The 26,715-nt window shown below is 61.9% G+C and carries 30 protein-coding genes and 1 pseudogene; 24 read left to right on the forward strand and 7 right to left on the reverse strand.

All coding sequences use genetic code 11. The annotated features are described in order from the left end of the window. Positions 1-128 precede the first annotated feature (128 nt). Entirely contained in the window at positions 129-1,409 is a 1,281-nt protein-coding gene (locus CVS48_RS06295; RefSeq protein WP_100857533.1) for a serine/threonine-protein kinase, read from the forward strand. A gap of 18 nt (positions 1,410-1,427) precedes the next feature. Here CVS48_RS06295 and CVS48_RS29875 read toward each other — a convergent pair. The 3 genes and pseudogenes from CVS48_RS29875 to CVS48_RS06310 all read right to left on the reverse strand — a co-directional run bounded on the left by CVS48_RS29875 (position 1,428) and on the right by CVS48_RS06310 (position 5,624). Then, positions 1,428-3,753: pseudogene (locus CVS48_RS29875) on the reverse strand (CHASE2 domain-containing protein). A gap of 10 nt (positions 3,754-3,763) precedes the next feature. After that, positions 3,764-4,873, reverse strand: coding sequence for a FecR domain-containing protein (locus tag CVS48_RS06305; protein WP_100853720.1), 1,110 nt, complete (start codon positions 4,871-4,873; stop codon positions 3,764-3,766). Between the two features lie 34 nt (positions 4,874-4,907). Next, positions 4,908-5,624 (reverse strand): response regulator transcription factor, encoded by a 717-nt coding sequence (locus tag CVS48_RS06310; protein WP_100853721.1) that lies wholly within the window; start codon positions 5,622-5,624, stop codon positions 4,908-4,910. 260 nt (positions 5,625-5,884) lie between these two features. Here CVS48_RS06310 and CVS48_RS06315 point away from each other — a divergent pair, with 260 nt between their 5' ends. The 6 genes from CVS48_RS06315 (at position 5,885) to rpsJ (ending at position 11,975) form a co-directional block, all read left to right on the forward strand. Continuing rightward, positions 5,885-6,586 (forward strand): response regulator transcription factor, encoded by a 702-nt coding sequence (locus tag CVS48_RS06315; protein ID WP_100853722.1) that lies wholly within the window; start codon positions 5,885-5,887, stop codon positions 6,584-6,586. Between the two features lie 601 nt (positions 6,587-7,187). Continuing rightward, positions 7,188-7,565: a 30S ribosomal protein S12 gene (rpsL, locus tag CVS48_RS06320; RefSeq protein ID WP_005017264.1), complete on the forward strand. Its 378-nt coding sequence runs from the start codon at positions 7,188-7,190 to the stop codon at positions 7,563-7,565. 166 nt (positions 7,566-7,731) lie between these two features. Further along, complete coding sequence (gene rpsG, locus CVS48_RS06325; protein WP_006216561.1) at positions 7,732-8,202, forward strand: 30S ribosomal protein S7; 471 nt, start codon at positions 7,732-7,734, stop codon at positions 8,200-8,202. An 18-nt stretch (positions 8,203-8,220) separates the two neighbouring features. Then, positions 8,221-10,323: an elongation factor G gene (fusA, locus tag CVS48_RS06330; RefSeq protein ID WP_100853723.1), complete on the forward strand. Its 2,103-nt coding sequence runs from the start codon at positions 8,221-8,223 to the stop codon at positions 10,321-10,323. A 75-nt stretch (positions 10,324-10,398) separates the two neighbouring features. Beyond that, positions 10,399-11,589, forward strand: coding sequence for an elongation factor Tu (tuf, locus tag CVS48_RS06335; protein ID WP_006221899.1), 1,191 nt, complete (start codon positions 10,399-10,401; stop codon positions 11,587-11,589). A gap of 74 nt (positions 11,590-11,663) precedes the next feature. Next, positions 11,664-11,975, forward strand: a complete 312-nt coding sequence (gene rpsJ, locus CVS48_RS06340; protein ID WP_003806903.1) for a 30S ribosomal protein S10 — start codon at positions 11,664-11,666, stop codon at positions 11,973-11,975. Between the two features lie 106 nt (positions 11,976-12,081). Here the strand turns inward: rpsJ and CVS48_RS06345 are convergent, their stop codons facing one another. From CVS48_RS06345 to CVS48_RS06355, 3 genes are read right to left on the reverse strand one after another with little or no spacing between them, the layout of a single operon-like run. Further along, positions 12,082-12,891, reverse strand: coding sequence for an aspartate dehydrogenase (locus CVS48_RS06345; RefSeq protein WP_100853724.1), 810 nt, complete (start codon positions 12,889-12,891; stop codon positions 12,082-12,084). A gap of 32 nt (positions 12,892-12,923) precedes the next feature. Continuing rightward, the gene (locus CVS48_RS06350; RefSeq protein WP_242001353.1) at positions 12,924-13,757 is read right to left on the reverse strand and encodes an IclR family transcriptional regulator; all 834 of its coding nucleotides are present in this window, start codon (positions 13,755-13,757) and stop codon (positions 12,924-12,926) included. Continuing rightward, positions 13,750-14,685: an alpha/beta fold hydrolase gene (locus CVS48_RS06355; protein WP_157814452.1), complete on the reverse strand. Its 936-nt coding sequence runs from the start codon at positions 14,683-14,685 to the stop codon at positions 13,750-13,752. Before CVS48_RS06355 ends, CVS48_RS06350 begins: the two co-directional genes overlap by 8 nt. A gap of 173 nt (positions 14,686-14,858) precedes the next feature. Here CVS48_RS06355 and CVS48_RS06360 point away from each other — a divergent pair, with 173 nt between their 5' ends. From CVS48_RS06360 to CVS48_RS06440, 17 genes are all read left to right on the forward strand, one after another. Further along, on the forward strand, positions 14,859-15,938 hold the full coding sequence (locus CVS48_RS06360; RefSeq protein ID WP_157814453.1) for a porin: 1,080 nt from the start codon (positions 14,859-14,861) through the stop codon (positions 15,936-15,938). Between the two features lie 61 nt (positions 15,939-15,999). Next, positions 16,000-16,599: a cupin domain-containing protein gene (locus CVS48_RS06365; RefSeq protein ID WP_100853727.1), complete on the forward strand. Its 600-nt coding sequence runs from the start codon at positions 16,000-16,002 to the stop codon at positions 16,597-16,599. Between the two features lie 80 nt (positions 16,600-16,679). Next, the gene (locus CVS48_RS06370) at positions 16,680-17,687 is read left to right on the forward strand and encodes an ABC transporter substrate-binding protein (protein WP_157814454.1); all 1,008 of its coding nucleotides are present in this window, start codon (positions 16,680-16,682) and stop codon (positions 17,685-17,687) included. Beyond that, on the forward strand, positions 17,680-18,468 hold the full coding sequence (locus CVS48_RS06375) for an ABC transporter ATP-binding protein (protein WP_242001352.1): 789 nt from the start codon (positions 17,680-17,682) through the stop codon (positions 18,466-18,468). The genes CVS48_RS06370 and CVS48_RS06375 overlap by 8 nt, the downstream gene beginning before the upstream one ends. After that, positions 18,469-19,236, forward strand: coding sequence for an ABC transporter permease (locus CVS48_RS06380; RefSeq protein WP_100853730.1), 768 nt, complete (start codon positions 18,469-18,471; stop codon positions 19,234-19,236). 391 nt (positions 19,237-19,627) lie between these two features. Further along, positions 19,628-20,317, forward strand: coding sequence for a 50S ribosomal protein L3 (gene rplC, locus CVS48_RS06385; protein WP_050448287.1), 690 nt, complete (start codon positions 19,628-19,630; stop codon positions 20,315-20,317). 4 nt (positions 20,318-20,321) lie between these two features. After that, on the forward strand, positions 20,322-20,942 hold the full coding sequence (rplD, locus tag CVS48_RS06390) for a 50S ribosomal protein L4 (RefSeq protein WP_006216558.1): 621 nt from the start codon (positions 20,322-20,324) through the stop codon (positions 20,940-20,942). Beyond that, positions 20,939-21,235, forward strand: coding sequence for a 50S ribosomal protein L23 (rplW, locus tag CVS48_RS06395; RefSeq protein WP_006216557.1), 297 nt, complete (start codon positions 20,939-20,941; stop codon positions 21,233-21,235). Before rplD ends, rplW begins: the two co-directional genes overlap by 4 nt. Continuing rightward, positions 21,236-22,063, forward strand: a complete 828-nt coding sequence (gene rplB / locus CVS48_RS06400; RefSeq protein WP_006216556.1) for a 50S ribosomal protein L2 — start codon at positions 21,236-21,238, stop codon at positions 22,061-22,063. Positions 22,064-22,075: 12 nt separating this feature from the next. Next, a complete protein-coding gene (rpsS, locus tag CVS48_RS06405) occupies positions 22,076-22,351 on the forward strand; it encodes a 30S ribosomal protein S19 (RefSeq protein WP_006216555.1) in 276 nt (91 codons plus the stop codon). A 3-nt stretch (positions 22,352-22,354) separates the two neighbouring features. After that, positions 22,355-22,684: a 50S ribosomal protein L22 gene (gene rplV, locus CVS48_RS06410; protein ID WP_006227021.1), complete on the forward strand. Its 330-nt coding sequence runs from the start codon at positions 22,355-22,357 to the stop codon at positions 22,682-22,684. A gap of 9 nt (positions 22,685-22,693) precedes the next feature. Continuing rightward, positions 22,694-23,488, forward strand: coding sequence for a 30S ribosomal protein S3 (rpsC, locus tag CVS48_RS06415; RefSeq protein ID WP_100853732.1), 795 nt, complete (start codon positions 22,694-22,696; stop codon positions 23,486-23,488). A 2-nt stretch (positions 23,489-23,490) separates the two neighbouring features. Beyond that, positions 23,491-23,907 carry a 50S ribosomal protein L16 gene (gene rplP, locus CVS48_RS06420; protein WP_006216552.1) on the forward strand — a complete coding sequence of 139 codons (417 nt, stop codon included), beginning with the start codon at positions 23,491-23,493 and terminating at the stop codon, positions 23,905-23,907. An 11-nt stretch (positions 23,908-23,918) separates the two neighbouring features. After that, positions 23,919-24,110, forward strand: a complete 192-nt coding sequence (gene rpmC, locus CVS48_RS06425; RefSeq protein ID WP_003806912.1) for a 50S ribosomal protein L29 — start codon at positions 23,919-23,921, stop codon at positions 24,108-24,110. A gap of 2 nt (positions 24,111-24,112) precedes the next feature. Continuing rightward, entirely contained in the window at positions 24,113-24,394 is a 282-nt protein-coding gene (rpsQ, locus tag CVS48_RS06430; protein WP_006216549.1) for a 30S ribosomal protein S17, read from the forward strand. Positions 24,395-24,505: 111 nt separating this feature from the next. Then, positions 24,506-24,991, forward strand: coding sequence for a hypothetical protein (locus tag CVS48_RS06435; protein ID WP_242001351.1), 486 nt, complete (start codon positions 24,506-24,508; stop codon positions 24,989-24,991). A 153-nt stretch (positions 24,992-25,144) separates the two neighbouring features. Continuing rightward, on the forward strand, positions 25,145-25,585 hold the full coding sequence (locus CVS48_RS06440; protein ID WP_100853734.1) for a hypothetical protein: 441 nt from the start codon (positions 25,145-25,147) through the stop codon (positions 25,583-25,585). Between the two features lie 56 nt (positions 25,586-25,641). Here the strand turns inward: CVS48_RS06440 and CVS48_RS06445 are convergent, their stop codons facing one another. After that, positions 25,642-26,709: a branched-chain amino acid ABC transporter permease gene (locus CVS48_RS06445; RefSeq protein ID WP_100853735.1), complete on the reverse strand. Its 1,068-nt coding sequence runs from the start codon at positions 26,707-26,709 to the stop codon at positions 25,642-25,644. Between the last annotated feature and the right edge of the window lie 6 nt (positions 26,710-26,715).

Here is a 26,715-nt window from a genome sequence, read left to right on the forward strand (position 1 = left end):
GGCGAAGCGTAATCGTGCCACAGCCTGATGCGCTCGGACATCTTCGGCAATGTCCTGATGTTGCGGATTGGATAATATTCACACTATTCCATCTTCGCATCACTCCGCGCATGAGCGCAATTTCCATCATGTCTTCCTCCACCGGCCTGTTGACGCCGCGTGGGCCGTTTTCAGGCGCCGCGCCGCTTGCCTTGCGTCCGCTGAGCGCGATCGCCGCCAGCATGGCGGGAGGCGTGCCGGAATCTCGTATCAAGCGGCTTGTCTCCGACCTGTTGCCCTCGCTGATCGCCCTGCACGCGCAGGGTGAGATTTGTGGCGATATTTCGCTGGACACCGTGGGGATGGACGAGAACGCGCGTGCCCATTTGCTGCCTGAACTGGTTGTTGCGCGCTCGCGCCGCGCGAGCCGAAGTCCCACGCCCGGGTTTGCGCCGTTTGAGCTGTATACCGATTCCATGGAATGGCCGAGAGGCCCGTGGAGCGACATCTACGCCTTGTGCGCGGTCATGTATGCCTTGGTCACCGGGCACAGGCCTCCCCCCGCTCCCGAGCGGCGCGCCGAGGATACCTACGAACCGTTGACGTCGCTGGGCCTGTCCAAATACAACCCGGAATTTCTGTCCGTCATTGACGGTGGCCTGGCAATGTTGCCGTCTGACCGGCCGCAAACGTTGGCCGAGTTGGCTGCCCTGTTGGGGGTGGCCGCGTATATTGAGCCGTCTCCGGACGAGGCAGACCCTGTTGCCGGCGCTGGCCACGCTCCGCCGCCCGAGGCAGCGGCTGTGCGCAGACCAAGCCGCAATCGTCGTCCGTTACTGGGAATGCTGGCGGTTCTGGCCTTTATCGGAATCGGTGTGTATGGCTGGTTTCACTGGGGCAAGGGCGCGCCCAATGCGCTGATCACCCGTTCCGAAGTCGTCATGCCTAACCCGCCGGCCGTGCACCCGATGCCTCCGGCTGCCGTGCCGCCCGCGACCGTGGCCGTTCCGCCCGCCGCGCCGCAACAAGTGCCGGCCACGCCCGCTACGCCCGTTGAACCCGTGGCGGCTACACCATCCGGGATTCAGAATGCGCCCGAAATGGCGTCTGAGCCATCCGAGCCCGCGTTGGCCACGGCGGTGCCCGGCGCCCAAGCCCCGGCACCTGCTGATTCGGCCACGGCTGCCGACGGCGTCGCCAACAAACCCAAGCCCATGGGTGTGCCTGTACGGGTGCGACTGGACATTCGCCCGTGGGGAGAAGTATGGGTCAACGGTGTGGCGCGCGGCATCAGCCCGCCAGTCAAGGAAATACGCTTGATACCCGGCAAGTACCAGGTGGTGCTGCGCAATGCGGACCTGCCGCCGTACCGGGGAACGCTTGAAATCAAGGCCGGCAAGCCGGCGGTAATTTCCCACACCTTCCAGTGATGCGCCGGACTGGCCGGGCTACTTCCCGTCCTCGGCTTCCGGCGCAACAGGCAAGCACAAGGTAAACACAGACCCCACGCCGATTTCGCTGCGGACTTCCACCGTGCCGCCATGGCGTTCGGCCACGGTGCGCACGAACGCCAGGCCGAGCCCGGCGCCGCCGATGTCATTCCGGGTTTCGACGCCCACGCGCGAAAAGGGTTCGAACAGCCGCGCCAGATCAGAGTCGGCGATGCCTTGTCCCTGATCCTGGATGGTTACCCGCCAGACATCCTGAGATTGTTCTATTCCGCATTCGACGCATGTCTGGGGTGGGCTGTACTTGATGGCGTTGTCGATCAAATTGCACAGGGCGCGCATCAGCAGCGTCTGATCACCGCGTGTGTAAGCAACCGGCAGCGGCGTGCGCAGGCTCAGCGTGATGCCACGCTTGTGCGCGGACGCCCAGAACTCGTCCACGCCGTCTTGCAGCAAGCTGCCCAGATCGAGTTCGACCGCGCCGATCGTCATTGATTCCGCGCGCGTCAGGTGTACGAAGTCGTCAACCAGATGCAGGGTACGGTTCGCAAGCGTGGCGATGCGGGCAAGCGTCTCGCCCTGCCCATCCTGGATGCCGGATTCCTGCTTCATCTCGACAAGCGCCAGGATGGAGCTTTGGGGGGCGCGCATGTCGTGCGAGATAAAGCGCAGCGTCTCTTCACGCTGGCGTTCGGCTTGGCGTATGCGCGAGATATCCGTCAACGTGGCGACGGTGCCCGCGAAATTGCCTTCGGCGGTGTGGATCGGCGCACACTTCAAGATCAGGTCGCGCCCCGCGTAATCGCGCACTTCCAGATCGGCCGTCCAACGCGATGTATCGTCGGTGGGAAGCTTGCCGCGCAAGGCGTCAGCCACGCGCTGCCGCGTCGTGTCATCAGAAATCGTTTTCTCAAGCAGGTGCGTGGCGGGGTGGCCCACGCGCGGCGGGCGCATGCCCAGCCGCTGGAAGTACATGACCGCCGCCTGATTGCGAAACTGCATGTGGCCTTCCTGGTCGAAGACCAGCGTCGCGTCGGGCATGCCGTCCAGTCCATCGGCCAGGAAGCGCCGCAGGTTACGCACGCGCTCCAGCGCGCGCTGCAATTCGCCTACGCGGCTTTCCAGTGATGCGTTCGGGCCGGTCAACGGGGCGCGCGCCTCGTTCAAGACGGGCGGATACTCGCGCTGCAGGCGACGTAATTCATGATCCATGTAGCGCAGCGCCGCCTCCTGGCTACGCCAACTCCAAAGTGGATAGCAAAGCGCAACACCCACCAGGGCGGCGGTTGGCGCGAACCACAGGCTGGCGTAGGCCAGCAGCAACCACGCTGTCAAAAGGATGCCGGCAACGAGCGCAACACTAGACCAGCAATGCCCGCTTGGGCGACAGCCGCCACAACGCCAGGCAGGCCAGCAGCACGGGAAGCGCGGAAAACAGCGCGTTCCAGGCAGCGGGCGGACGATGGTAGGACACGCCGTCGCGGGCGGCCTGCATCAGGTTGGCGATGATCTCCACGCCCGACATGCCGCTCAAGTCGTGCGCGACCGGCGTGGGGTAAGCGTCGCCCAAGCCGGTCGCCCAGGCGCCCACCAGCACGTACTTGTCGCGCAAGGCCTCTGGGCTGAGGTCGCCTCGCAAGACAGACAGATAGGACACGGTGCGCATGTGGCCAGCGGGGCCTGTGTACGGGATCAGGATGTCGCCGCTGGAACCCGCTCGTTGTAGAAACCGTTCGACTTCTTTGCCTTGGCCGCCGACCTCAAGCATCGACAGAGCCAGATGGTTGTGGAGGTTGCCCGCGAATCGGGTCGTCAACGTGGCTTCACGCACCATACCGTCAGGATCAATGCGCGCGTTGATGATGCCTGTTGAAGCCGTGGCGTTCGCCAGCGCGGGGATCGGCGCCGACATCGCGGAAGGATTGTTCAAGCGGTCCAGGACAACCGGCAGCACTGTCCGGCCATTGCGCTGGATGCTCTGAGCAAGCAGCAAGTCGTCGTTGGGATTGACCGTGTCGCTTTCCGCGAAGATCAAATCCAAGCCAACTGCGCGTGCTCCTTGAAGCCGGTCCAGCAAGGCGGCATGGATTGCCCGCCGCCAAGGCCATCGCCCCAGCGTCTCGATGCTGGCGTCATCGATGGCCACGATCAGAATGTCCGGGTCTGCTGCGCGTCCGCTCATGGTGATGGCACGGTCGTACAGGATCTGATCGACCCTGCCCAGGCCATTCAACAAGCCCAGCAGGGCCGCCAGCGCCGCCAGTATCACCGTCAGCCACAGCCCCGAGCGCGAGGTCCGGTCGAGGGCGTCGGGGGTGTCGGCCATCGGGCAATACCTAGTATTCGGTCAGCGTGATGAGTCCGCCCGTGCCGCTGCTGACCCCCAGGCCGAACGGGGTCATCAGCTGGTTCGCGCCCTCGAACGTGGCGACCGCGTCTTGTCCGTTCAGGCCAAGATCGTCGACTGCGCGCACCGAAACGTAGAACGTGCCGGGACCCGGCGCGTTGAAGCGGATGCTGTTCGTGGCGAAGCTGGCCGACGATACCGGAAGCGCGCCTTCGGGATCGCGCGACACGCGCACCAGGTAGCTTTGCGCATCGGCCACTGGCGCGAAGGCGCTGGTCCATGTGCCGCCGCCTGTGCGTTCCGGGGCGCTCAGTTGCGGCGCGGCCAGCAGCTCGCGCACGCCGGATACGCTGCCGTCATTGCGCACGGCAGCGCCATAACCGCGTGCCACCGAGACTGGCTTGGCGGGCGCGGTTCCCGGCGCATGCGCTTGCAGCCGTACGCTGCCTTCCAGTACTTCACTGTGTACGCCGCCAGCGCCGCTTTGCACGCGGAATCGCGTGCCGCGCACGCCCGTGACCGCGACAGGGGTTCTGACTTCGAAGCGGCCAACGCCTTGGCCGGTGGGGGCGACGGTGGATTCGACGCTGCCGCGCTGAACATGGATGACGGAGTCGGTCAGCTCGGTCCCTTCGAACTGGCGCAGCCGGGTCAATTCGACCGAGCCGCCAGCGGGTAGGGTGAGCTTGGATCCATCGGCAAGTTCCAGAGTCACAAAGCCGTTGGGCGAAGTCACCACCGTACTGCCTTCCGCCACATTGGCGCCTGATTGCACAGGCTTGCCGTTCAGATCGGCTTGACCGCTGACATGCACGACGCGCGCTTGGGCGGGGCGTTCAGGAATCATCGACAGCGGAATCCGCAGTTCGAACCCGATGGGCAGCATTTCAGGCGTGACAACCTTATTCAGGGTCTGCAACTGTGTCCAGTTCGCCTGATTGCGCGTGTACTGCGTGGCCAGGTTGATCAGTGTGTCTCCCTGCCGCACGCGGTAGATGAAGTCGTCGCCCAATGCCCCCGCGGGCTGGCTGCGCACGGCCGCGGAAACTGACAGGCAGGACAGCAAGGCAAACAAAGAAAGCGCGCGGCAGCGGCTCATAGGAATCAGTTCTCCAGGAATGCGCGCGTCGCGTCTACGACGGGCTGGCCGGGTTGTCTTCCACGGCGCTGTTCAGTTCCAGCCGGTAACCAAGCGCATAGGACGAACTCAGGCGCACACCGTGTTCGGGGCGTAGCTGGAGTTTCTGGCGGATGTTGGACAGGTGCGTATCCAGGGTGCGTGACGTTGCGGGAATCTCGCGGTTCCACACGCATTCGGCAATTACGTCGCGCGACATGAGCCGGCCCAGATTGCGAAAGAACAGCAGCGCAAGTTCGAATTCCTTGGGTGCCAGCGAGACGGCCGCGCCATTCAGCGAGATCACGCGCGCGGCGGGCTCGATGCGATAGTGCGCCACGTCGAAAGTGTCATCGGCAGGCTCGGCGATCTGGCTGCGGCGCAACAGCGCGGCCACGCGGGCCAGCAATTCCAGGGGGCGCAGCGGTTTGACGATGTAATCGTCGGCGCCGGCGCGCAGCCCTTCCACCAGGTCGTCTTCAGAAGACCGATTGGTCAGGAAAATGACGGGGACGCGGGGGCCGATATTGGCGCGCAACCAGCGCACCACATCGTCGCCATCGATATCTGGCAGATGCCAATCCAGAAGAACCAGATCGAAGTTCTCCGAGCGTAACGCAGCCAACAAGTCACGGCTCTGGTGATAACTGGAGCAGGAGTATCCCGCGGCAGTCAGCACTTGGTGAATGCGCCGGGCTTGGTCAAGGTCGTCTTCCAGCGACGCAATCTTCATCAGAAAAGTCTCGCGGAGGTTTGCTGCGCAAGTTCGCCGTCGGCGAACCTACTGCAAAGGTGAGCGAATTTGTGTAAACGAATGATAACTCGGGCGGCGAGTCGGCTGGCTACGTTGTGGCAAGAACTGTCAAACATTGCAAAGTTAACGAATCTTGACTGGAGTTGTTGCGTAACAACGCGCCACACTGTCTCAACCGTCCTGCGTGCAACGTCACAAGCGGTCGCGTGGACGGTGTCGGTCAGGGGGTTGAAAGTGCTATGAATCAATTACGCATACTTATGATGTCGCCGGACGAGGTCGCCCGAAACGCAGCCGTGTCCGCCTTGCTGCAAGCCGGCATTTCCGCTCGTGGCTGTTCGACCTCACTCGAGCTGTTCGGATTGCTCAATAGCGGTGTCTACGATGCCGTTGTCCTGGACGTTGGTACGTTGGGTGAAATCGGTTACGCGCTCGTCGCCCGGTTGCACGGGTCTTCGTCAATGGGAATCGTGGTGACGGGCAGGGGCGTGTCCGTGGACAGCCGGCTGCGTTGCCTGCAAAGCGGCGCTGACGCCTGCTTGCCCGATCCCCAGGATCCGCGCGAACTCGCATGCATCTTGCTGGCGCTGGCGCGGCGCCTGCCGGCCAGCCAAGAGACTCCGGCGGCTGATGACGCGGTGACCGGCCAATGGGAACTTCGCGATCAGGGCTGGACACTGGTTGCCCCATCGGGGGCGACGATTTCGCTGTCGGCCAATGAGCGCCTGATTGTCCGGTCGCTGCTTGAGGTGGCGGGCAGGGCGGTCGGACGCTCTGAACTGGGCGATGAACTGCGGGTCGAAGGAGGCGGTGTGCGCGCCAGTGGGTCGCGCAGCATCGATGTCATCGTCAGCCGTCTGCGTCGCAAGGCCGAACTGGCGGGGGTGATGTTGCCGATCCGCACGGTCTACGGCAGCGGTTACCTGTTCGCGGACCGCTAAGCCGTCAGCTGGCGCTACACTGCCGAATACGCTGAAAACCCCGTGGTTTACCCGCAGCTTGCCTCGCCGCAGGCAGGATTTTCGGCTCTGTTGGTGTGTCGGATCTTTGCTGCAACGCGGCCCCATTTTTCACAAGCACCGTCCAAGTCGCTGCCTTTTCGCAGGCTTTTCGCGACAGGCGCGCCGCGTCGCTCGGCTTACAAAAAACTTTGACAGTGCGCCGTGATCTCAGTTATGCTAAAGGGCTTACTGCTTTATTTCGCGCGCAAAATCTGTACGCTAAAGGCAAACAGTTCAAGAGCTTAGTCAGGGTCTGAAACCCGGTCTGAAACCCGGTCTGAAACCCGGTCTGAAACCAAGGTGCGTCACGAGCCTTTTGTTTCGGGGCCATCAGTTTCGGGTCCATCATTTGCGACTAGCGTCTTGGCTGCCCGGCCGCTTTCAGTTTTGTGCGTTTGTCATAGTTTGTTGGCAAGCCCGCTCTTTTACGTACATGAACGTTTGAGGCGGTTTTGCGCGAACTGCCTTCTCCGAAAGACACTCTTCTGGAGACGAGTACGTAAGTACTTACCAGTGGTACGTAAAAGGGATTTCAAAGGTCATGCCTACCATTAGCCAACTCGTGCGCAAGCCGCGCGAAGTCAGCATCATCAAAAGCAAGAGCCCCGCGCTCGAAAACTGCCCGCAACGCCGCGGCGTGTGCACTCGCGTGTACACCACCACCCCCAAGAAGCCGAACTCTGCTCTGCGCAAGGTTGCCAAAGTGCGTCTGACCAACGGTTACGAAGTCATTTCGTACATCGGCGGTGAAGGCCACAACCTGCAAGAGCACTCGGTGGTTCTGGTGCGTGGCGGTCGTGTCAAGGACTTGCCCGGTGTGCGTTATCACATCGTGCGCGGTTCCCTCGACCTGCAAGGCGTCAAGGATCGTAAGCAAGCCCGCTCGAAGTACGGCGCCAAGCGCCCGAAGAAGGCTTAATAACGAGTCAGCAGTACCCCCGTGTGGCGGAAGCCCGTCACTAGGGAAGTGCGACCGCGCCCTCCGGCTTTTGGGATGGAGCGCGGCACGTAAGGGGTCGTCCCAATGGGCGGCCATGGCCGTGTAATGAAACACGGTTCAACTGAACAGACACAAGGAAGCAACAATGCCCCGTCGTCGCGAAGTACCCAAGCGCGAGATTCTGCCCGATCCCAAGTTCGGTAGCGTCGAGCTCGCCAAGTTCATGAACGTCGTCATGCTGGACGGCAAGAAGGCCGTCGCCGAGCGCATCGTTTACGGTGCCCTCGAGCAAGTGCAAACCAAGACCGGCAAAGAGCCGATCGAAGTTTTCAGCCTGGCGATCAACAACATCAAGCCGATCGTCGAAGTGAAGAGCCGCCGCGTTGGCGGTGCCAACTACCAAGTGCCGGTTGAAGTGCGCCCCGTGCGCCGCCTGGCCCTGGCTATGCGTTGGCTCCGTGAAGCCGCCAAGAAGCGTGGCGAGAAGTCGATGGATCTGCGTCTTGCTGGCGAACTGATCGACGCCTCCGAAGGTCGTGGCGCCGCGATGAAGAAGCGCGAAGACACGCACAAGATGGCAGAGGCCAACAAGGCCTTCAGCCATTTCCGCTGGTAATTTAAGGACTAATCCACCATGGCCCGCAAAACCCCGATCGAGCGCTATCGCAACATTGGTATCTCTGCGCACATCGATGCAGGGAAAACCACCACGACCGAACGTATCCTGTTCTACACCGGCGTCAATCACAAGATTGGCGAAGTGCATGATGGCGCAGCCACCATGGACTGGATGGAACAAGAGCAAGAGCGTGGCATCACCATTACGTCGGCAGCTACGACGGCGTTTTGGCGTGGCATGGCGAAGAACTATCCCGAACACCGCATCAACATCATCGACACCCCGGGTCACGTGGACTTCACCATTGAGGTGGAGCGTTCCATGCGCGTCCTGGACGGTGCTTGCATGGTCTATTGCGCGGTGGGTGGCGTTCAGCCCCAGTCCGAAACCGTGTGGCGCCAAGCCAACAAGTACGGCGTGCCGCGTCTGGCCTTCGTCAACAAGATGGACCGCACCGGCGCCAACTTCTTCAAGGTCTATGACCAGCTGAAGAACCGCCTGCGCGCCAATCCCGTGCCGATCGTGATCCCGATCGGTGCCGAAGACACGTTCCAAGGCGTGGTCGACCTGGTCAAGATGAAGGCGATCATTTGGGACGAAGCCAGCCAAGGCATCAAGTTCGACTACCACGAGATTCCCGCCGAGCTGGAAGGCCTGGCCAACGAATGGCGTGAAAAGCTGGTTGAAGCCGCCGCTGAGTCGTCGGAAGAGCTGATGAACAAGTACCTGGAAACGGGTTCCTTGGACGAAGCCGAAATCAACCTGGCCATCCGCCAACGCACCATCGCTGGCGAAATCCAGCCGATGCTGTGCGGCACCGCCTTCAAGAACAAGGGCGTGCAGCGCATGCTGGACGCGGTCATCGACTACCTGCCTTCGCCCGTGGATATTCCCGCGGTTGACGGCCAGGACGACGATGGCAATCCCGTCAAGCGTGAAGCGGACGACGGCGAGAAGTTCTCGGCGCTGGCATTCAAGCTGATGAGCGATCCGTTCGTGGGTCAATTGACCTTCGTGCGCGTTTACTCGGGCGTCCTGAAGTCGGGCGATACGGTCTACAACCCCATCAAGGGCAAGAAGGAACGTATCGGCCGCATTCTGCAGATGCACGCGAACAACCGCGAAGAAATCAAGGAAGTGTTGGCAGGCGACATCGCCGCCGTGGTGGGTCTGAAAGACGTGACCACCGGCGAAACGCTGTGCGACATCGACTCCCACATCCTGCTCGAACGCATGATTTTCCCTGAGCCCGTGATTTCGCAGGCCGTGGAACCGAAGTCGAAGGCTGACCAGGAAAAGATGGGTCTGGCGCTGTCGCGTCTGGCTCAGGAAGATCCGTCGTTCCGCGTGCGTAGCGACGAAGAATCCGGCCAAACCATCATTTCCGGTATGGGCGAGCTTCACCTGGAAATTCTGGTCGACCGCATGAAGCGTGAGTTCGGCGTTGAAGCCAACGTCGGCAAGCCGCAAGTGGCCTACCGTGAAACCATCCGCAAGACCTGCGACGAAGTTGAAGGCAAGTTCGTCAAGCAGTCGGGCGGTCGTGGCCAGTACGGTCACGTGGTGCTGAAGGTCGAGCCGTTGGCTCCTGGCGGTGGCTACGAATTCGTGGACGCCATCAAGGGCGGTGTGGTTCCTCGCGAATACATCCCGGCGGTGGACAAGGGCATCCAGGAAACGCTGCCTTCGGGCGTGTTGGCTGGCTACCCGATCGTCGACGTCAAGGTCACGCTGTTCTTCGGTTCGTACCACGATGTGGACTCGAACGAAAACGCGTTCAAGATGGCCGGCTCCATGGCATTCAAGGAAGGTCTGCGCAAGGCCAGCCCCGTGCTGCTGGAACCGATGATGGCCGTTGAAGTCGAAACGCCGGAAGACTACGCTGGTACCGTGATGGGCGATCTGTCCTCGCGTCGCGGCATGGTCCAAGGCATGGATGACATGGTCGGTGGCGGCAAGACCATCAAGGCTGAAGTGCCCCTGGCCGAGATGTTCGGTTACGCCACGAACCTGCGTTCGTTGACGCAAGGTCGTGCCACGTACACGATGGAATTCAAGCATTACTCCGAGGCTCCCAAGAACGTCGCTGACGAAGTCATCGCCGCTCGGGCCAAGTAAATAACCCTAGCCAGGTCCGCCCATCCGGGTGGCCTGGCAGATTCAAGTTTCCTTGAAAGTTAAAGGATAGAGATCATGGCAAAAGGCAAGTTTGAACGTACCAAGCCGCACGTGAACGTGGGTACGATTGGTCACGTTGACCACGGCAAAACGACGTTGACGGCAGCTATCACGACCGTTCTGTCGAACAAGTTCGGTGGCGAAGCCAAGGGCTACGACCAGATCGATGCGACTCCTGAAGAAAAGGCTCGCGGCATCACGATCAACACCGCCCACGTCGAGTACGAAACGGAAGCGCGTCACTACGCTCACGTTGACTGCCCGGGCCACGCTGACTATGTGAAGAACATGATCACGGGCGCGGCGCAAATGGACGGCGCGATTCTGGTTGTGTCGGCCGCTGACGGCCCGATGCCGCAAACGCGTGAACACATCCTGCTGAGCCGCCAAGTTGGCGTGCCGTACATCATCGTCTTCCTGAACAAGGCTGACATGGTTGACGACGCCGAGCTGCTTGAGCTGGTGGAAATGGAAGTTCGCGAACTTCTGTCGAAGTACGATTTCCCGGGTGATGACACCCCGATCGTGAAGGGTTCGGCCAAGCTGGCGCTGGAAGGCGACAAGGGCGAACTGGGCGAGCAAGCCATCATGGCTTTGGCCGCTGCACTGGATTCGTACATCCCGACGCCTGAGCGCGCCGTGGACGGCACGTTCCTGATGCCGGTTGAAGACGTGTTCTCGATCTCGGGTCGCGGCACGGTGGTGACTGGCCGTATCGAACGCGGCATCGTGAAGGTCGGCGAAGAAATCGAAATCGTGGGCCTGGTGCCGACGGTCAAGACGACTTGCACGGGCGTTGAAATGTTCCGCAAGCTGCTCGACCAAGGTCAAGCCGGCGACAACGTGGGCATTCTGCTGCGCGGCACCAAGCGTGAAGACGTCCAGCGCGGCCAAGTGTTGGCCAAGCCGGGCTCGATCACGCCGCACACGGACTTCACGTCCGAGGTGTACATCCTGTCCAAGGAAGAAGGCGGCCGTCACACTCCGTTCTTCCAAGGCTATCGTCCCCAGTTCTACTTCCGCACGACGGACGTGACGGGCACGATCGAGCTGCCGGCCGACAAGGAAATGGTTCTGCCGGGCGACAACGTGGCCATGACGGTCAAGCTGTTGGCTCCGATCGCCATGGAAGAAGGCCTGCGTTTCGCCATCCGTGAAGGCGGTCGTACCGTCGGCGCCGGCGTCGTCGCCAAGATCCTGAAGTAATTCGGATCACTTAAGCAGCAAACAACCAGCGAGGGCGCCTCGTCGCCTTCGCCTCTCGTTCTTTAGGAAACGCCATGAAAAACCAAAAGATCCGTATCCGCTTGAAAGCTTTCGATTACAAGCTGATCGATCAATCGGCCGCTGAAATCGTCGACACCGCCAAGCGTACCGGCGCTGTTGTCCGCGGTCCGGTGCCGCTGCCCACGCGTATCCGTCGCTACGACGTCCTGCGTTCGCCGCACGTCAACAAGACGTCGCGCGACCAGTTCGAAATCCGTACGCACCAGCGCCTGATGGACATCGTTGATCCCACCGACAAGACCGTTGACGCTCTGATGCGTCTGGACCTGCCGGCCGGCGTCGACGTCGAAATCGCGCTGCAGTAAGGCGAACCGAGCCTGCTACCTTCGCCGGTAGGCTCGTAAAAAATGGCCGTATTCCCCAGGGAATGCGGCCATTTTGTTTTTGCGGCGTAGCCTGCTGCCGAAGTGTTCAGATCACCACCGGCTCCACGGCATTGCAGATGGCTCGCACCAGGCTGTAGACGGTCAAGGACGAGGTCTTCGGGTTTGCGGCCAAGGGCTTACCGCGCATCGTCAGTTCAAATTCGCCGAACGCACCCCTGGCGTGAACATGATGCACGTTGTCCTGCACATCTGGGTCCGCCAACAGGCGCACACTTGTATGGTCCAACCCGAGGCCGGCCAGGGCGAGCGTGGCGGCCACGTTGGCGTTTTTTGGATAGGTGGCCGCGGCCTCGCGTGCGGTGCCTTCGAAAATAACCGTAGCGCCGCGGCCCAGCGATGCCAGATCGAACTGCTTGTCCGCTGGCGTGCCGCGCCAAGCTAGGGGCGGTTTGCGGCCGGTGTACACCACTTCGTCCAGGCCGCCATGCCGTGCCGCAGCCAGCGCATCAATGGCGCCGATCGCACCTGATAGCAGCTGCACGCGCGTCTGGCCGGCGTGCGCGGCTTGTTCCAACTGTTCAATGAGCCCCGGCGTCGCCAAGGCGCCTACTGAGGCGACGACGCACGGAATTCCCGCGCGCAGGGCGGGCAACACATGCTCGATGATGGCGCCATGGCCGGCGCATTCCACCAGCAAGTCCGGGCGCCTGGGCGCCGCGTCAAGACTGGCGTGAAGGGTGGCCTGCGGCGCCCAGGGCTGGATGCGCTGGCGCGCATCGTCCAGATGCGGCGCGGGTACAAGCACCGTGGTCACCGCCAAGTCAGTACGGCGGGCGAGCAGCTCCAGCGCGGCAACGCCGATTGCGCCGCAGCCCACCATGGCTATCTTCAACATCGGTACATCCTTAAATTGGTACGGGTTCAGGGTCAGGTTCTTCCAGAGACGACGTTGTGCTCTGCCACGGGCGGCACATAATCGAGCGAGGTGGATAGTTCATCCGCAGCGGCGCATACCGCGTGGATGACGGAGGTTTCGTCGATCGTCGGTTCTTCGGGGCCTTGGGTGGGAATGGTGACGCCCAACGCCGCCATGACTCGGCCGCTGGCATCGCGCACCGGCGCCGCAATGCTGCCGACGATAGCTTCATAAAAGCCGCGTTCAATCACATAGCCTCTTGCCAGATCTTCCTGAAGCAAGGCATGCAGCGCCGGCACGCTGCGCGGCGTGTGCGTGGAGTATGGTGGCAAGGGGGCGGCGCCATAAAGATCAAGTAGCTCGGGCAGGGAAAGGTCGCACATGACCGCCCGGCCAAGCAGCGTTGCATGGGTCGGCAGGCGGGTGCCGACAAAGACCGTACTGACGAAGGGCGTAGGCGCCGACACCTTGGCGACGACGACGGCAGAGCGACGGTCGCGCACCACCAGATTGGTGGAATAGCCGGTAGCGTCACGCAGACGTTCCAACAACGGCCGGCCCAGGTCGGTGAGTTCCAGCGATGCCAGATACTCGAAGCCCAGGCGCAGCACGGCCATGTCCAGCCTGTACGCCGCGCCGCCGTCGGCCTTGCCGACGAAACCCAGGGTCTCGAGCGTGTTCAACATCCGGAACACGGTTGAGCGCGGAATGTTCAACCGGCGCGCCAATTCCGGAGCGCCCAGCACCCGATCCTGACGGCTGAACTCGCCCAGTAGCCGCAAGCCTCGCTCAAGCGCCGGCACGGTGTAGCGCTTGTCTTCGTTCACGTTGGCGTCTTCAAGCAAAAGGGAACTCCGTCTGGACGCCGCCGTCGTTGACGGCCGAGCCGCGCACGATGTCGGCGACTTGTGCAGGCCGCTCGATATGGCAGGCATGGCCCGCGCCGTCGATCAGTGCAAACGAAGCGTGCCACGCTTGTGCGACGGCTTGGCCGTGAGCGGCGGGCGTGATGACGTCGTGGTTGCCCACCCGCACGTCCACCGGCATGGCGGGTGCGAGACGGGACAGGAGGTCGCTGTCGCACAGAAGGCTGACTGCCTGGCGGTAACCGGTCGGCGTGATTTGGCGCATGTTCCAGGCAGCCCATTCCCGCATGGCAGGCGGCGCCGCATCCGATAGCAAGGCAGAAGCCCGTTGCGCGGCGATGCCGTCGATGCCTTCTGCCTCCAGCAAGGTCAAGCGGCCCGTGCGGACGGCCTCGCGACGGGGTTCGTCATGGCTTGCATACCCTTGGGCGGGACTGAGCAGCACCAGCCGCCGAATCGCGACCCGCGTGTTGCCGGCCTCGCGCGCCGCATAAGCGCCCGCCACGATTGCGCCAAGGGAATGGCCCACGAGCACGCATTCCGACACACCCGCGTGCGCCAGCAACTGATGCAAGGCGTCGGCGTAATCGTCGGCCGACAGATGCGCCTGGGGCAACGGCGTGGAACCGGCATAGCCCGGCGCATTCCAGGCGATGACGCGAAGCCCGTCGCGCAACATCAGTGCGACATCCAGCCAGCAGCCGGCGGCGGACCCGATGCCGTGCAGCAAAACGACTGCGGGGCCGGTGCCCGCACTTCGGTAGGTGAGGGTGCCGAACGCCGACGGCGCCTGGTGCAAAGGGAAGCTTTTATCCAGGTCTTCAAGTCGGGCGGACAGGGCGCGCGTTGGGTCGGGCGCCACGCCAGATCCCGTTGGCGACACGGAAAAAGTGAATGCAATCGGCATACGGGTAATCCCGGGAATGGTTTTTGATGCAGCGCAATTATACTGCGTTCGTCTCATTTGCAAATCAACGTTTCACCAATAAAACATACGCCGTCGAAAGTATTGGCGGCCGGGCAGCAGCGCCGGCCGTCCGATCTTGCTGCATGGAAGTACAGACCCAGGGGAATACCAGCATGACCCAGTACTCGCCGCGCCGTGCGATTCCCGCTGCCGGCTTCGCCGTCGCGTTCGCAACCCTGGCGCCCATCGCCACCCATACCGTGCACGCGGCTCAAACCGTGGATGCCTCGTCCATCACCCTCTACGGCCTGATTGATATGGGCTTCCGATCGGACACCAATGACCACGCCACAAAGCTCAGTGTCGACAGCGGTATTTCGAGCCAGTCGCGATGGGGCCTGCGCGGGGTCGAGGACCTGGGCAATGGCCTGGCCGCCACATTCCAATTGGAAAGCGGCTTCAACGGCGACAACGGCACCAACACACAGGGCCGGCTGTTCGGCCGCCAGGCCACGGTCGGATTGAAGGGCGGATTCGGCGAGGTACGGATGGGACGCCAAGTGGTGTTCGGCTATGCGTGGACACCGTTTGTCGCCAGCCCGTTCGGCGTGTCGTGGTCACGCAATTCGATCGGCAACACCTTCGGCTATAAATCCGGCGACTTTGGCGTCGATGGCCGCATCAGCAATTCAGTCCTGTACTTCACGCCCACCTGGAATGGGCTCGAGGCCGGCATCGGTTACAGCTTTTCGCCCGATGCGGAGCAGGGCTTCCGGACGGCTGACAATGACCGCGTTGTCACGGCCGGCCTGCGCTACAGCCACGGCCCGCTGAAGCTGGCCGCCACCTACGAGCAACTGAACGCGTCGAACCTGACGCCAGCACGCCGCGACGCCAAGAATCTACAGTTGGCCGCCGCTTACGATTTCGAGATCTTGAAGCTGCACGCTGGCTACAACGAACAGCGCGCCATCAATCTGAACCCCGCGCCTGGCTACGTCGCCGCCGGTGGCGACCGCGACCGCGTCTACACGTTCGGCGTCAGCGTTCCGGCTGGCCGCGGCCGCGTCATGGCCAGCTACCAGCACGCCGTACTGTCCCAGGCATCCGGCGTGGGGGTGGCCTACCAGCACTACCTGTCCAAGCGCACGAACCTGTACGTGCTCTTCAACGACACCGACACGCGCGACCACACCAAGGGCGACGACATCAGCCGCCGCCAGTTTGGCGTCGGCATCCAGCACTCGTTCTGATCGAAATCCCGTCTTTTCCCGCCAGGAATGGCCTGGCCGAACGTGACCAAAAGGAAACGCCATGAATGCTGTAACCCACACCCCAGAGATCCCCGTTCCTGACCAGGAAAATCCCCTATTCGCCAGCTGGAAGCGTCCCAAGGACAAGACCCTGGGCGAATGGATGGAAACTCGGGTCGCTCGCCGCGCGACGCGATCCTACGACTGGAACGCGCTGGGCTGGCAGGCCGAAGTCGACCCCGTCTATCGCCGTGCCCAAACGCGCTATATCGGCACCGGCGCGGCCGGCGTCCGCGATGACCAGAACTCGATTCCGGCCGAGCACTTCACGTTCTCCACCATGGTGCTGCCCGCTGGCTGCGAAGGTCCCATGCACGTACACCCCGATGTCGAAGAGGCCTTCTTCATCCTGCGCGGCCACAACATCCGCCTGTTCCTGGAATACCAGGGTGAGACCTTCGAAACCGTGCTGAGCGAACGCGACGTGATTTCGGTGCCGCCGGGCATCTATCGCGGCCTGCGCAACGAAGGCCAGGAAGAAGCGCTGATGTGCGTGATGCTGGGCGCGAACCGCCCGGACCTGCCGGACTATCCCGCCGACCATCCGATCGCCATCGCCAAAGCGGAGCGCAAACGCGCCGCGGCAGCGGCGAAGGTGTGATGCATGGGTCTCGCAGCATCTGCCGTATTGAGCCCCCCGAATTTAGCCCCTGTATGAAGTCCCCGTTTGGAGACCCCTTGATGAATCGCAGATCTTTCCTGGGGGCGGCCGCTGGCATGGCGGGCGCCCTGATGCTGCCAGCGGCGGGTGCGGTGCAAGCCGCACCGGGCGGCAAGTTCACGTTCTTGACGCCGTTCACGTTGTCCTTGGCATTTGCGCCCGTGCTGTATGCATCGGCGTCCGGCAAGTTCAAGGCGCAAAGCCTGGACCTGCGCGTGGAAGTCGGCCGCGGCGCGGCGCAAGTCGTGCAATTGGCCGCTGCGGGCCAGGTCAACGCCGGCCGCACGGGCGCCGCCAACTATATATCCGCACGAGCGCAAGGCAATTCCGACGTCGTCGCTTTCGGCACCATCGCCCAGATTTCGCCGTTCGTCGTGGTGTCCGCCGAGCGTGCACCGATCGCGGACGCGCGCGAACTGGCTGGCAAGATCGTCGGGCTGGCTTCGTTTGGGGGCTCGATGGAAGCGACTTTGAACCTGATGCTGGCGCACGCCGGCGTCGACCCGAAGTCGGTGCGTCGCGAACGGGTCGCCGATGGCCCCGCATCGTTCGCGCTGATCGAGGCAGGCCGCCTGCATGCCTTCTTCGGCAATACCAGCACGGTGTCGCGTTTGCGGGCGCAAAAGCTGGCGATCTCGGTCATGCACGCCGATGATGGCGTGCCCGGCCAGGTCTATGTGGCGCGCGAAAGCGAACTGGCGGCAAACCGTGACGCCTATGTCGCCTTCACCCGTGGCGTGGTGCAAGCCGTGAGGGAGCTGGCCACGATGGATGACACAGCCTTGCTGCAAGCCATCGCGCTGATGGGCGACGCGTTCGATATCCCTGGTATCGACAAGACCGATATCGCGCTGCAAGACCTGCGCGGCAACCGCGAACTGTGGCTGAGCCATGGCTCGGAGCAGGCGGTGCGCAACGATCCCAAGCAATGGCAGGAAGGCAGCAAGCTGCTGTTGGACGCTGGCCTGATGCGCGCGACCGATCGCAAGCTCTATACCAACGACATCTGGGAGAGCGCTGTTGCCTGACGCCCTATCCATAGCGCCAGCGGTGGACGCCGGCACGGCGATCGTCCGCTTTATCGACGTCACCAAGAAATTCAAGACCGACTCGGGCGTGACCACCGCCTTGCAGGGAGTGAACCAACATATCGCGCCTGGCGAGTTCGTGGCCATCATCGGGCCGTCAGGCTGCGGCAAGTCCACCCTGCTGCGGCTGCTGTGCGGTCTGGAGTCGCCCAGCGAAGGCCAGATCGCCTGGCCGGGGCGGGGCGCTTCCGACCCTGTTCGCTTTGGCGTCGCTTTTCAAGAGCATCGTCTTCTGCCATGGCTGAACATCGAGCAGAACGTGGCGCTGCCCAAGCTGATGACTACGGGGGCGACGCGCGCCGATTTGGAACGCGCTCGTCAGCTGTGCGCCATGGTGGGCCTTGGCGGATTCGAAAAGCGCAATCCGTCGGAGCTATCGGGCGGCATGCGCCAGCGCGCGTCGTTCGCACGGGCGTTGTTCTCAAACCCCGAGTTGCTGCTGCTGGATGAACCCTTCGGTGCGCTGGATGCTCTGACCCGCGAGCAGATCATTGCGGACGCGGAACGCATCTGGATGCGCGAGGGCTTTGCGGCGTTCCTCATTACTCACTCGATCAGCGAGGCCGTGCATCTGGCCGACCGCGTCATCGTCATGTCTGCCCGTCCGGGCCGCGTGGCAGCGGAGATCCGCGTGGATCTGCCGCGTCCACGCACCGAGCAGCGCGAACACCCCGACTATGCGCGGCTGTGCGCCGAACTGCGCAAGCACCTGGAGATCTGAATGAAACGCTTCGCCATTCAACTCTGTTCCGTGGTGGTGTTCTTTGTTCTGTGGAAAAGCTATGTGACGCTTTTTGATGTGTCACCGCTGGTGCTGCCGCCGCCCGAGGACGTGCTGGCCGCGCTGGTGCAGTTGATGCAGCGGCCCGATACCTATTTCCACATCTATACGACACTGGCCGAATGCCTGGGCGGGTTCGTGATCGCGGTGGTGACGGGTACGTTGATCGGCCAGGTGCTGGGCAGGGTCGAACTGCTGGACACGATCTTCAAGCCGTTCGTCGTCGCCTTGCAACTGACGCCCAAGGTTGCGCTGATTCCGCTTTTTATCCTCTGGTTCGGCTTTGGCATCGAATCCAAGATCGTGATCTCGGCGCTGATGGCGTTCTTTCCCGTGTTTGCCAATAGCTACCTGGGAGCGAAATCGGTCGACACCGGCCTGGTCGAGGTCTTTCAGGTGGGCAACGCGACCGGCCGCAAACGTTTCCGCCTGCTGGTGATACCGGCGTCGCTGCCCTATATATTGACGGGCATGGAAATGGCGATCGTGTTGTCCATCATCGGCGCGGTGGTGTCGGAGTTCGTGGCCGGCTCGCGCGGGCTGGGCTACCTGGCCACCGTCAAGTTGCAGGACATGGAGGTCGACACGCTATTCGCCGTGGTGGTGCTGCTGGCCATGATCGGCTTTGTGCTGTACTTCGCGGTGGGTTCGCTTCGCAAGGTGCTGATCCCCTGGCACGAGTCCGGCAGGGCCAGGAAAACGGCTTGAATCGAGACCCTGAGGCGGGCGTCGTCGCCAGGTAAGCGGTCACTCACTATCCCAAGGGCGCCCTGTTCGTGGGGCCGCCCGTTGGGCAACCCAATCGGGAATCCATTCGGTCACCGATTCAGCCTGTTCGAAGTGTGGCAAAACAGTCTACTTCCCCACGTCCAAAGCGGGCTAAGTGCTTGTGCCGCCTGAAAAAATCATGCTAATATGCCAAGCTTGCCATTTTGTGGCGAGTCTAACTATGGGCGGATTAGCTTGAATTGCTCCTTTGCTGCAAGGCGAAGAAGTCGCTAAAGGCAATACCAACCAGGTTGAACATAGTCGTAGGGCAAAGGCCGTTACCTTTTGCCTGATTAGCCCCGACCAATCGCAGTCGGGAATGGAGAAAACGATGTCGAATTCGACACCCACGCCCGCCGCTCACCGGCTGGGGCTGGTGGGTCGCAAGGTCGGCATGACCCGCATTTTTACCGAGGAAGGTGAATCCATCCCGGTAACCGTGCTGGACGTGTCTAACAACCGCGTGACCCAAGTTAAGTCGCTGGAAACCGACGGCTACGCCGCGATCCAAGTGGCTTATGGCACTCGTCGTGCCTCGCGTGTGGCTCAGCCGCAAACGGGCCACTACGCCAAAGCCGGCACTGAAGCCGGTAGCATCCTCAAAGAATTCCGCCTTGATCCCGCTCGCGCTGCTGAATTTGCAGCCGGTGCCGTGATCGCCGTGGAATCCGTGTTCGAAGCCGGCCAACAGGTCGACGTGACGGGCACGACCATTGGTAAAGGCTTCGCCGGTACCATCAAGCGTCACCACTTCGGTTCGCAACGCGCGTCGCACGGTAACTCCCGTTCGCACCGCGTTCCCGGCTCGATTGGCCAAGCTCAAGATCCGGGTCGCGTGTTCCCGGGTAAGAAGATGGCTGGTCACCTGGGTGATGTCACCCGCACCGTTCAAAACCTCGACGTCGTTCGCGTTGACGTTGAGCGTGGCCTGCTGCTGGTCAAGGGCGCTGTCCCCGGCCACGCTGGCGCCGACATCGTCGTGCGCCCGGCCATCAAGGCCCCGGCCAAGAAGGGAGCGTAAGTAAATGGATCTCAAGCTCCTGAACGACCAAGGTCAGGCCGCTGCTACGTTCAGCGCGCCCGATACGATCTTCGGCCGTGACTTCAACGAAGCACTGATTCATCAGATCGTGGTGGCTTTCCAAGCCAATGCCCGTGCCGGCAACCGCGCTCAGAAGGATCGTGCCGAAGTTAAGCACTCGACCAAGAAGCCCTGGCGCCAGAAGGGTACCGGCCGCGCACGCGCTGGTATGACTTCGTCGCCGCTGTGGCGTGGCGGTGGTCGGATTTTCCCGAACTCGCCCGAAGAGAACTTCAGCCAGAAGGTCAACAAGAAGATGTACCGCGCCGGGATCCGTTCGATCTTGTCGCAACTGGCTCGCGAAGACCGTATCGCCGTTGTCGAATCGTTTGATCTGGAATCGCCCAAGACCAAGGCTGCTGCTGCAAAGCTGAAGAGCCTGGGCCTGGACTCGGTCCTGATCATCACCGACAGCGTTGATGAGAATGTTTACCTCGCCACCCGCAACCTGCCGCACGTTGCTGTTGTCGAGCCCCGTTATGCCGATCCGTTGTCGCTGGTCCACTACAAGAAAGTGCTGATCACCAAGCCGGCCATCGCTCAACTCGAGGAGATGCTGGGATGAACGCTGAACGCTTGATGCAAGTCATTCTGGCTCCGATCGTGACCGAAAAGGCCACGTTCGTCGCTGAGAAAAATCAGCAAGTCGCTTTCCGTGTCGTGGCTGACGCTACCAAGCCGGAAATCAAGGCTGCCGTCGAACTGCTCTTCAAGGTGCAGGTCGAGTCCGTGCAGGTCCTCAACCGTAAGGGCAAAGTCAAGCGCTTTGGCCGATTCGTTGGCCGTCGCCGTAATGAGCGCAAGGCTTACGTGTCGCTCAAGGACGGCCAGGAAATCGACTTTGCGGAGGTGAAGTAAATGGCCCTCGTAAAAGTTAAGCCGACTTCGGCTGGCCGCCGTGGCATGGTGAAGGTTGTTAGCCCGAACCTGCACAAGGGTGAGCCCTACGCGCCGCTGCTGGAAAAGAAGACCCGTGGTTCTGGCCGTAACAACAACGGTCACATCACGATCCGTCACCGTGGTGGTGGTCATAAGCAACACTACCGTGTCGTCGACTTCCGTCGCGACAAGGACGGTATCCCGGCAAAGGTCGAGCGTCTGGAATATGACCCCAACCGTACGGCGCACATTGCACTGCTGTGCTACGCCGACGGCGAACGTCGTTACATCATCGCTCCGCGTGGTCTGGAAGTGGGTGCTACCTTGCTGTCGGGCACCGATGCTCCGATCCGCGCTGGTAACACGCTGCCGATCCGCAACATCCCGGTGGGTACGACGATTCACTGCGTCGAAATGCTGCCTGGCAAGGGTGCTCAAATGGTCCGTTCGGCCGGCGCTTCCGCCGTCCTGCTGGCTCGCGAAGGCATCTACGCTCAGGTTCGTCTGCGCTCGGGTGAAGTTCGCCGTGTGCACATCGAATGCCGCGCCACCATTGGTGAAGTCGGTAACGAAGAACACAGCCTGCGCCAAATCGGCAAGGCCGGTGCAATGCGTTGGCGTGGTATCCGCCCGACGGTTCGTGGCGTTGCCATGAACCCGGTGGATCACCCGCACGGTGGCGGCGAAGGCCGTACCGGTGAAGCACGCGAGCCGGTCAGCCCGTGGGGCACCCCGGCGAAGGGTTTCAAGACCCGTCGCAACAAGCGGACGAACAATATGATCGTCCAACGGCGCAAGCGCAAGTAAGAGGCGAACACTATGTCACGTTCGATCAAGAAAGGCCCGTTTGTCGATGCTCACCTGATCAAAAAGGTGGACACGGCCGTCGCGGGCAAAGACAAGAAGCCGATCAAGACCTGGTCGCGTCGTTCCACGATCCTGCCCGAGTTCATCGGCCTGACGATCGCGGTCCACAACGGCAAGCAACATGTCCCCGTGTACATCAACGAGAACATGGTCGGTCACAAGCTGGGCGAGTTCGCGCTGACCCGTACGTTCAAGGGCCACGCTGCGGACAAGAAGGCGAAGAGGTAAGCGATGGAAACTACTGCCATTATCCGTGGGGTGCACATCTCGGCACAGAAGACCCGTCTGGTTGCGGACTTGATCCGTGGTCAGAAGGTCGGTCGTGCCCTGGAAATCCTCACCTTCTCGCCGAAGAAGGCTGCCGTCATCCTGAAGAAGGCTGTCGAGTCCGCCATCGCCAACGCCGAGCACAACGACGGCGCCGATATCGACGAACTGAAAGTCACCACGATTTTTGTGGACAAGGCTCAGTCGATGAAGCGCTTCTCCGCTCGCGCCAAGGGCCGCGGCAACCGTATCGAGAAGCAGACCTGCCATATCACGGTCAAGGTCGGAGCTTAAGGAGTCACGATGGGTCAGAAAATTCACCCCACTGGGTTCCGTCTCGCGGTCACCCGTAATTGGTCCTCGCGTTGGTTCGCCGACGACAAGGCCTTCGGCACGATGCTTGCCGAAGACATTCGCGTTCGCGAGTACCTGAAAAAGAAGCTCAAGAGCGCCTCCGTTGGTCGCGTGATCATCGAGCGTCCGGCCAAGAATGCCCGCATCACCGTCTACTCGGCTCGTCCGGGCGTGGTGATCGGCAAGCGCGGCGAGGACATCGAAAACCTGAAGGCTGATCTGCAGCGTCTGATGGGCGTGCCTGTGCACGTCAACATCGAGGAAATCCGCAAGCCGGAAACCGATGCTCAACTGATCGCCGACTCGATTTCGCAACAGCTCGAGAAGCGCATCATGTTCCGTCGCGCAATGAAGCGCGCGATGCAAAACGCGATGCGTCTGGGTGCCCAAGGCATCAAGATCATGAGCTCGGGCCGTTTGAACGGTATCGAAATTGCTCGCACCGAGTGGTATCGCGAAGGCCGTGTGCCGCTGCACACCCTCAAGGCCAACATTGACTACGGCACCTCCGAAGCCCACACCACGTATGGCGTGATCGGCATCAAGGTCTGGGTCTACAAGGGCGACATGCTGGCTAACGGCGAATTGCCGCCGGAAACCGCTGCCCCGCGCGAAGAAGAACGTCGTCCGCGCCGCGCTCCGCGTGGTGATCGTCCGGACGGTGCTCGCACCGGTCGTCCGGGTGGTCGTGGTCGTGGTGGTCCCCGCAAGGCGGACGCTGCTCCGGCGCCTGAAGGAGAATAACCATGCTGCAACCCTCTCGCAGAAAGTATCGCAAAGAGCAGAAGGGCCGCAACACCGGTCTGGCGACTCGTGGTACCCACGTGTCGTTTGGCGAATTCGGTCTGAAGGCCACCGGCCGTGGCCGTCTGACCGCTCGCCAGATCGAAGCCGCTCGTCGTGCTATCAATCGTCACATCAAGCGTGGCGGCCGTATCTGGATTCGCATTTTCCCGGATAAGCCCATCTCGCAAAAGCCCGCCGAAGTCCGCATGGGTAACGGTAAGGGTAATCCTGAGTACTGGGTCGCTGAAATTCAGCCCGGCAAAGTGCTCTACGAAATGGAAGGTGTGAGCGAAGAGATCGCGCGTGAAGCTTTCCGCCTGGCCGCTGCCAAGCTGCCGATTTCGACCACGTTCGTCGCGCGTCATATCGGTGCTTAAGGAGTACTAACATGAAAGCTAGCGAACTCCGTTCGAAAGACGCCGCCGAGCTCGGCAAAGAGCTCGAAAGCCTGCTGAAGGCACAATTCGGTCTGCGTATGCAGAAGGCCACGCAGCAACTGGCCAACACCAGCCAGCTGCGCAACGTGCGTCGCGACATTGCGCGCGTTCGTACCTTGCTGACCGAGAAGGCAGGGAAATAAACATGAGCGAAACTCAAAACACCCAAGTGGCCAAGCGCCAGCGTACGCTGGTTGGCAAGGTCGTCAGCAACAAGATGGACAAGACTGTCGTCGTGCTCGTTGAGCGCCGCGTCAAGCACCCCATCTTCGGCAAGATCATCATGCGTTCCGCGAAGTACAAGGCGCACGATGAATCGAACCAATACAACGAAGGCGATACGGTTGAAATCGCTGAAGGCCGTCCCATCTCGCGCTCGAAGTCGTGGCGTGTGGTGCGTCTGGTTGAAGCCGCACGTATCATCTAAGTAAAGCAGTCATCGGAACGGTTCGCCGTTCTGATATAAAACGGCAAGGGCTAAACCCCTTGCCGTTTTTTTTCGTTTTTGAGATCGATGCCGATGCGGGTCAGGAACATCATGCGCAGTACTGTACGGGCCACCGTGTTTGGCGCCGCCTTGTGCCTGGCTGGCGCGGCGGCCGCGCAAGCCGTGAACCCGAGCGCCGGCACCGCTCCGGCGCCGCCACCCGATGACGCCCGCGCTGGTAAGAACGTCTTGAACGCCGGGCCCGATCCCCGCGTGAAGCTGCCTCCCGGGTCCCGTGACCACGCCGCCATCTTCGGGTCTGACGATGAGGACGAGCAAGCGTTGGCGTCGCAGGACCAGACCCTGCAGAATCAGCGCGATCAACTGCTTTTGCTGGAACGCCTGTTCACCCAGCAGCCGGCCAGCGCCGCTGCGGTTCCGCCGGCCATGATGCCGCTGAATACGGGTTCGACGATGCGGCCCTTGCGGCCCACGCCAGGTGGCTCGCAGCTTGATCGAGGCAAGATCGACGAGATGCAGCGGCGCGTCGACGGGCTGCGGCGCGAGGCGGATACGCTACGCCAGAGCGGAAAGTAGCCGTCGCCGCGTTTGCGGCCCAATCTTTGCCGCCTTTGAAACGCAGCGTAGCCACTATCGGCGCCTGCGTTGTTACACCCCCCCGTGGCTCCTGATATAAATCCTGCCAGCGCACGCTTTGCGCTGACAATTCTGACCACAGGAGTGGCAACCATGATCAAGTCCGCGGGCAAGCTTGGCGTTGCAGGATTCGTGATGTTGGCGGGTGTTGGGTACTCGACAGCCGCTAGCGCTCAGAGCATTGTTTTCAAGGATGTGGAGATCTCTCGGCCCATCCACGACAGCGTGCTGGTCGTTGGCAGTGATAGCCGTGCGCGCGCCGGTATGGAAGTCCGGGAGTTGCAGAGGACGATGGATCAGGTCCGGGATCAAACGCGGACCTTGGATGACCTGAAGAACCAGAACCGCGCGCTGCAACGCAAGGTGGACGATCAGGATAAAAAGATTGCCGCACTGGAGCGCAAGCAAAGCGACAGCAGCCGCAGTAGCAGCGGCAACAACAACAGCGCGAACGAGCGGCAGTTCAGCGCGATGCAGCGCCAGATTGATCAGCTGAGCCGCGACCTGGATCGCGTCCGCAGCAAGGTGAAGTAAGACGAGGAGCCTCGCGCGCGGCATGGGCGGCAGGGCCGCCCATGCAATTTCCAGCATCAGGACCGCCGCGCGAACTCCCTCAATCGCCCCGCGATTCCCGTCGGAAAGTAATACACCGACACCACGAACAGAATCCCCAGCCATAGCAGCCAGCGGTCAGGCTCGAACAGCAACGCCAATGGCGCGACGCCCGTCACCGCGTCGTGGATGACTTGCAGGCCGTCTTGCAGATAGCTTTGTGCGAACACGAACAGGCTGGCGCCCACCACCGCACCATACATCGTGCCCATGCCGCCAATCACGAGCATCAGCAGGATGTTCAGCATGATTTCGAACGACAGCGTGGTGTCCGGGCCGTTGTAGCGCAGCCAGAGCGCGTACAGCGCACCGGCCAGCGTGGCGAACGCGGCGGCAAGCAGGTTCGACAGGCTGCGGTACAGCACGGTGCGGTAGCCGATGGCCTCGGCGCGGAAGGGGTTTTCGCGAATGGCCTGGAGCACGCGGCCGAACGGCGAATTGACGATGCGCAGCAGCATCAGGAACAACACCACGCAGACCGCGGCAATCAGGTAGTAAGTGATGATGCGGCCGTCGATCGTGACGCCAAACACCGGTTCGGAAAAGGGCCGGAACGCCGGCCGCAGCAGTTGCGGCACCTTGAAGTTCAGGCCGTCTTCGCCGCCTGTCAGGTCCGACAATTGCGACACCAATGTCTGGAACGCGGCTGCGACCGCCAGCGTGATCATCGCGTAGAAAATGGCACGCACCCGCAGGCTGGCCAGGCCGATCAGCAATGCAAACGCCAGCGATACCGCGAGGCCCGCGCCCACCCCTGCGAACACCGCCGTCCACCCCGGTTCCATCCGGATGCTGGCGATTGCCACGCCATAGGCGCCGATGCCGAAGAACATGGTGTGCGCAAAACTCACGATGCCGGTGTAGCCCAGCAGCAGGTCATAGCTGGCGACCAGAATCACGAACACCAGGATCTTGGCCGCCACCGCCAGCGATTTGGGACCGGGAAAGAGAAAGGGCGCAGTAGCGAGCAAGGCGACGATTGCAATCAGCGCAAGCGCCAGCAGCGGGCTGCGAGGCGGGTCGCCGGAGAGCAGGCGAAATGACATGTCTGG

The organism is Achromobacter spanius (assembly GCF_002812705.1).
GTDB classification, from domain to species: Bacteria; Pseudomonadota; Gammaproteobacteria; order Burkholderiales; family Burkholderiaceae_B; genus Achromobacter; species Achromobacter spanius.

Coding starts and splice junctions, on each gene's coding strand:
- CVS48_RS06295 (WP_100857533.1), top strand. CDS start 129: ATGTCTTCCTCCACCGGCCTGTTGACGCCGCGTGGGCCGTTTTCAGGC.
- CVS48_RS06305 (WP_100853720.1), bottom strand. CDS start 4,873: ATGAGCCGCTGCCGCGCGCTTTCTTTGTTTGCCTTGCTGTCCTGCCTG.
- CVS48_RS06310 (WP_100853721.1), bottom strand. CDS start 5,624: ATGAAGATTGCGTCGCTGGAAGACGACCTTGACCAAGCCCGGCGCATT.
- CVS48_RS06315 (WP_100853722.1), top strand. CDS start 5,885: ATGAATCAATTACGCATACTTATGATGTCGCCGGACGAGGTCGCCCGA.
- rpsL (WP_005017264.1), top strand. CDS start 7,188: ATGCCTACCATTAGCCAACTCGTGCGCAAGCCGCGCGAAGTCAGCATC.
- rpsG (WP_006216561.1), top strand. CDS start 7,732: ATGCCCCGTCGTCGCGAAGTACCCAAGCGCGAGATTCTGCCCGATCCC.
- fusA (WP_100853723.1), top strand. CDS start 8,221: ATGGCCCGCAAAACCCCGATCGAGCGCTATCGCAACATTGGTATCTCT.
- tuf (WP_006221899.1), top strand. CDS start 10,399: ATGGCAAAAGGCAAGTTTGAACGTACCAAGCCGCACGTGAACGTGGGT.
- rpsJ (WP_003806903.1), top strand. CDS start 11,664: ATGAAAAACCAAAAGATCCGTATCCGCTTGAAAGCTTTCGATTACAAG.
- CVS48_RS06345 (WP_100853724.1), bottom strand. CDS start 12,891: ATGTTGAAGATAGCCATGGTGGGCTGCGGCGCAATCGGCGTTGCCGCG.
- CVS48_RS06355 (WP_157814452.1), bottom strand. CDS start 14,685: ATGCCGATTGCATTCACTTTTTCCGTGTCGCCAACGGGATCTGGCGTG.
- CVS48_RS06360 (WP_157814453.1), top strand. CDS start 14,859: ATGACCCAGTACTCGCCGCGCCGTGCGATTCCCGCTGCCGGCTTCGCC.
- CVS48_RS06365 (WP_100853727.1), top strand. CDS start 16,000: ATGAATGCTGTAACCCACACCCCAGAGATCCCCGTTCCTGACCAGGAA.
- CVS48_RS06370 (WP_157814454.1), top strand. CDS start 16,680: ATGAATCGCAGATCTTTCCTGGGGGCGGCCGCTGGCATGGCGGGCGCC.
- CVS48_RS06380 (WP_100853730.1), top strand. CDS start 18,469: ATGAAACGCTTCGCCATTCAACTCTGTTCCGTGGTGGTGTTCTTTGTT.
- rplC (WP_050448287.1), top strand. CDS start 19,628: ATGTCGAATTCGACACCCACGCCCGCCGCTCACCGGCTGGGGCTGGTG.
- rplD (WP_006216558.1), top strand. CDS start 20,322: ATGGATCTCAAGCTCCTGAACGACCAAGGTCAGGCCGCTGCTACGTTC.
- rplW (WP_006216557.1), top strand. CDS start 20,939: ATGAACGCTGAACGCTTGATGCAAGTCATTCTGGCTCCGATCGTGACC.
- rplB (WP_006216556.1), top strand. CDS start 21,236: ATGGCCCTCGTAAAAGTTAAGCCGACTTCGGCTGGCCGCCGTGGCATG.
- rpsS (WP_006216555.1), top strand. CDS start 22,076: ATGTCACGTTCGATCAAGAAAGGCCCGTTTGTCGATGCTCACCTGATC.
- rplV (WP_006227021.1), top strand. CDS start 22,355: ATGGAAACTACTGCCATTATCCGTGGGGTGCACATCTCGGCACAGAAG.
- rpsC (WP_100853732.1), top strand. CDS start 22,694: ATGGGTCAGAAAATTCACCCCACTGGGTTCCGTCTCGCGGTCACCCGT.
- rplP (WP_006216552.1), top strand. CDS start 23,491: ATGCTGCAACCCTCTCGCAGAAAGTATCGCAAAGAGCAGAAGGGCCGC.
- rpmC (WP_003806912.1), top strand. CDS start 23,919: ATGAAAGCTAGCGAACTCCGTTCGAAAGACGCCGCCGAGCTCGGCAAA.
- rpsQ (WP_006216549.1), top strand. CDS start 24,113: ATGAGCGAAACTCAAAACACCCAAGTGGCCAAGCGCCAGCGTACGCTG.
- CVS48_RS06435 (WP_242001351.1), top strand. CDS start 24,506: ATGCGCAGTACTGTACGGGCCACCGTGTTTGGCGCCGCCTTGTGCCTG.
- CVS48_RS06440 (WP_100853734.1), top strand. CDS start 25,145: ATGATCAAGTCCGCGGGCAAGCTTGGCGTTGCAGGATTCGTGATGTTG.
- CVS48_RS06445 (WP_100853735.1), bottom strand. CDS start 26,709: ATGTCATTTCGCCTGCTCTCCGGCGACCCGCCTCGCAGCCCGCTGCTG.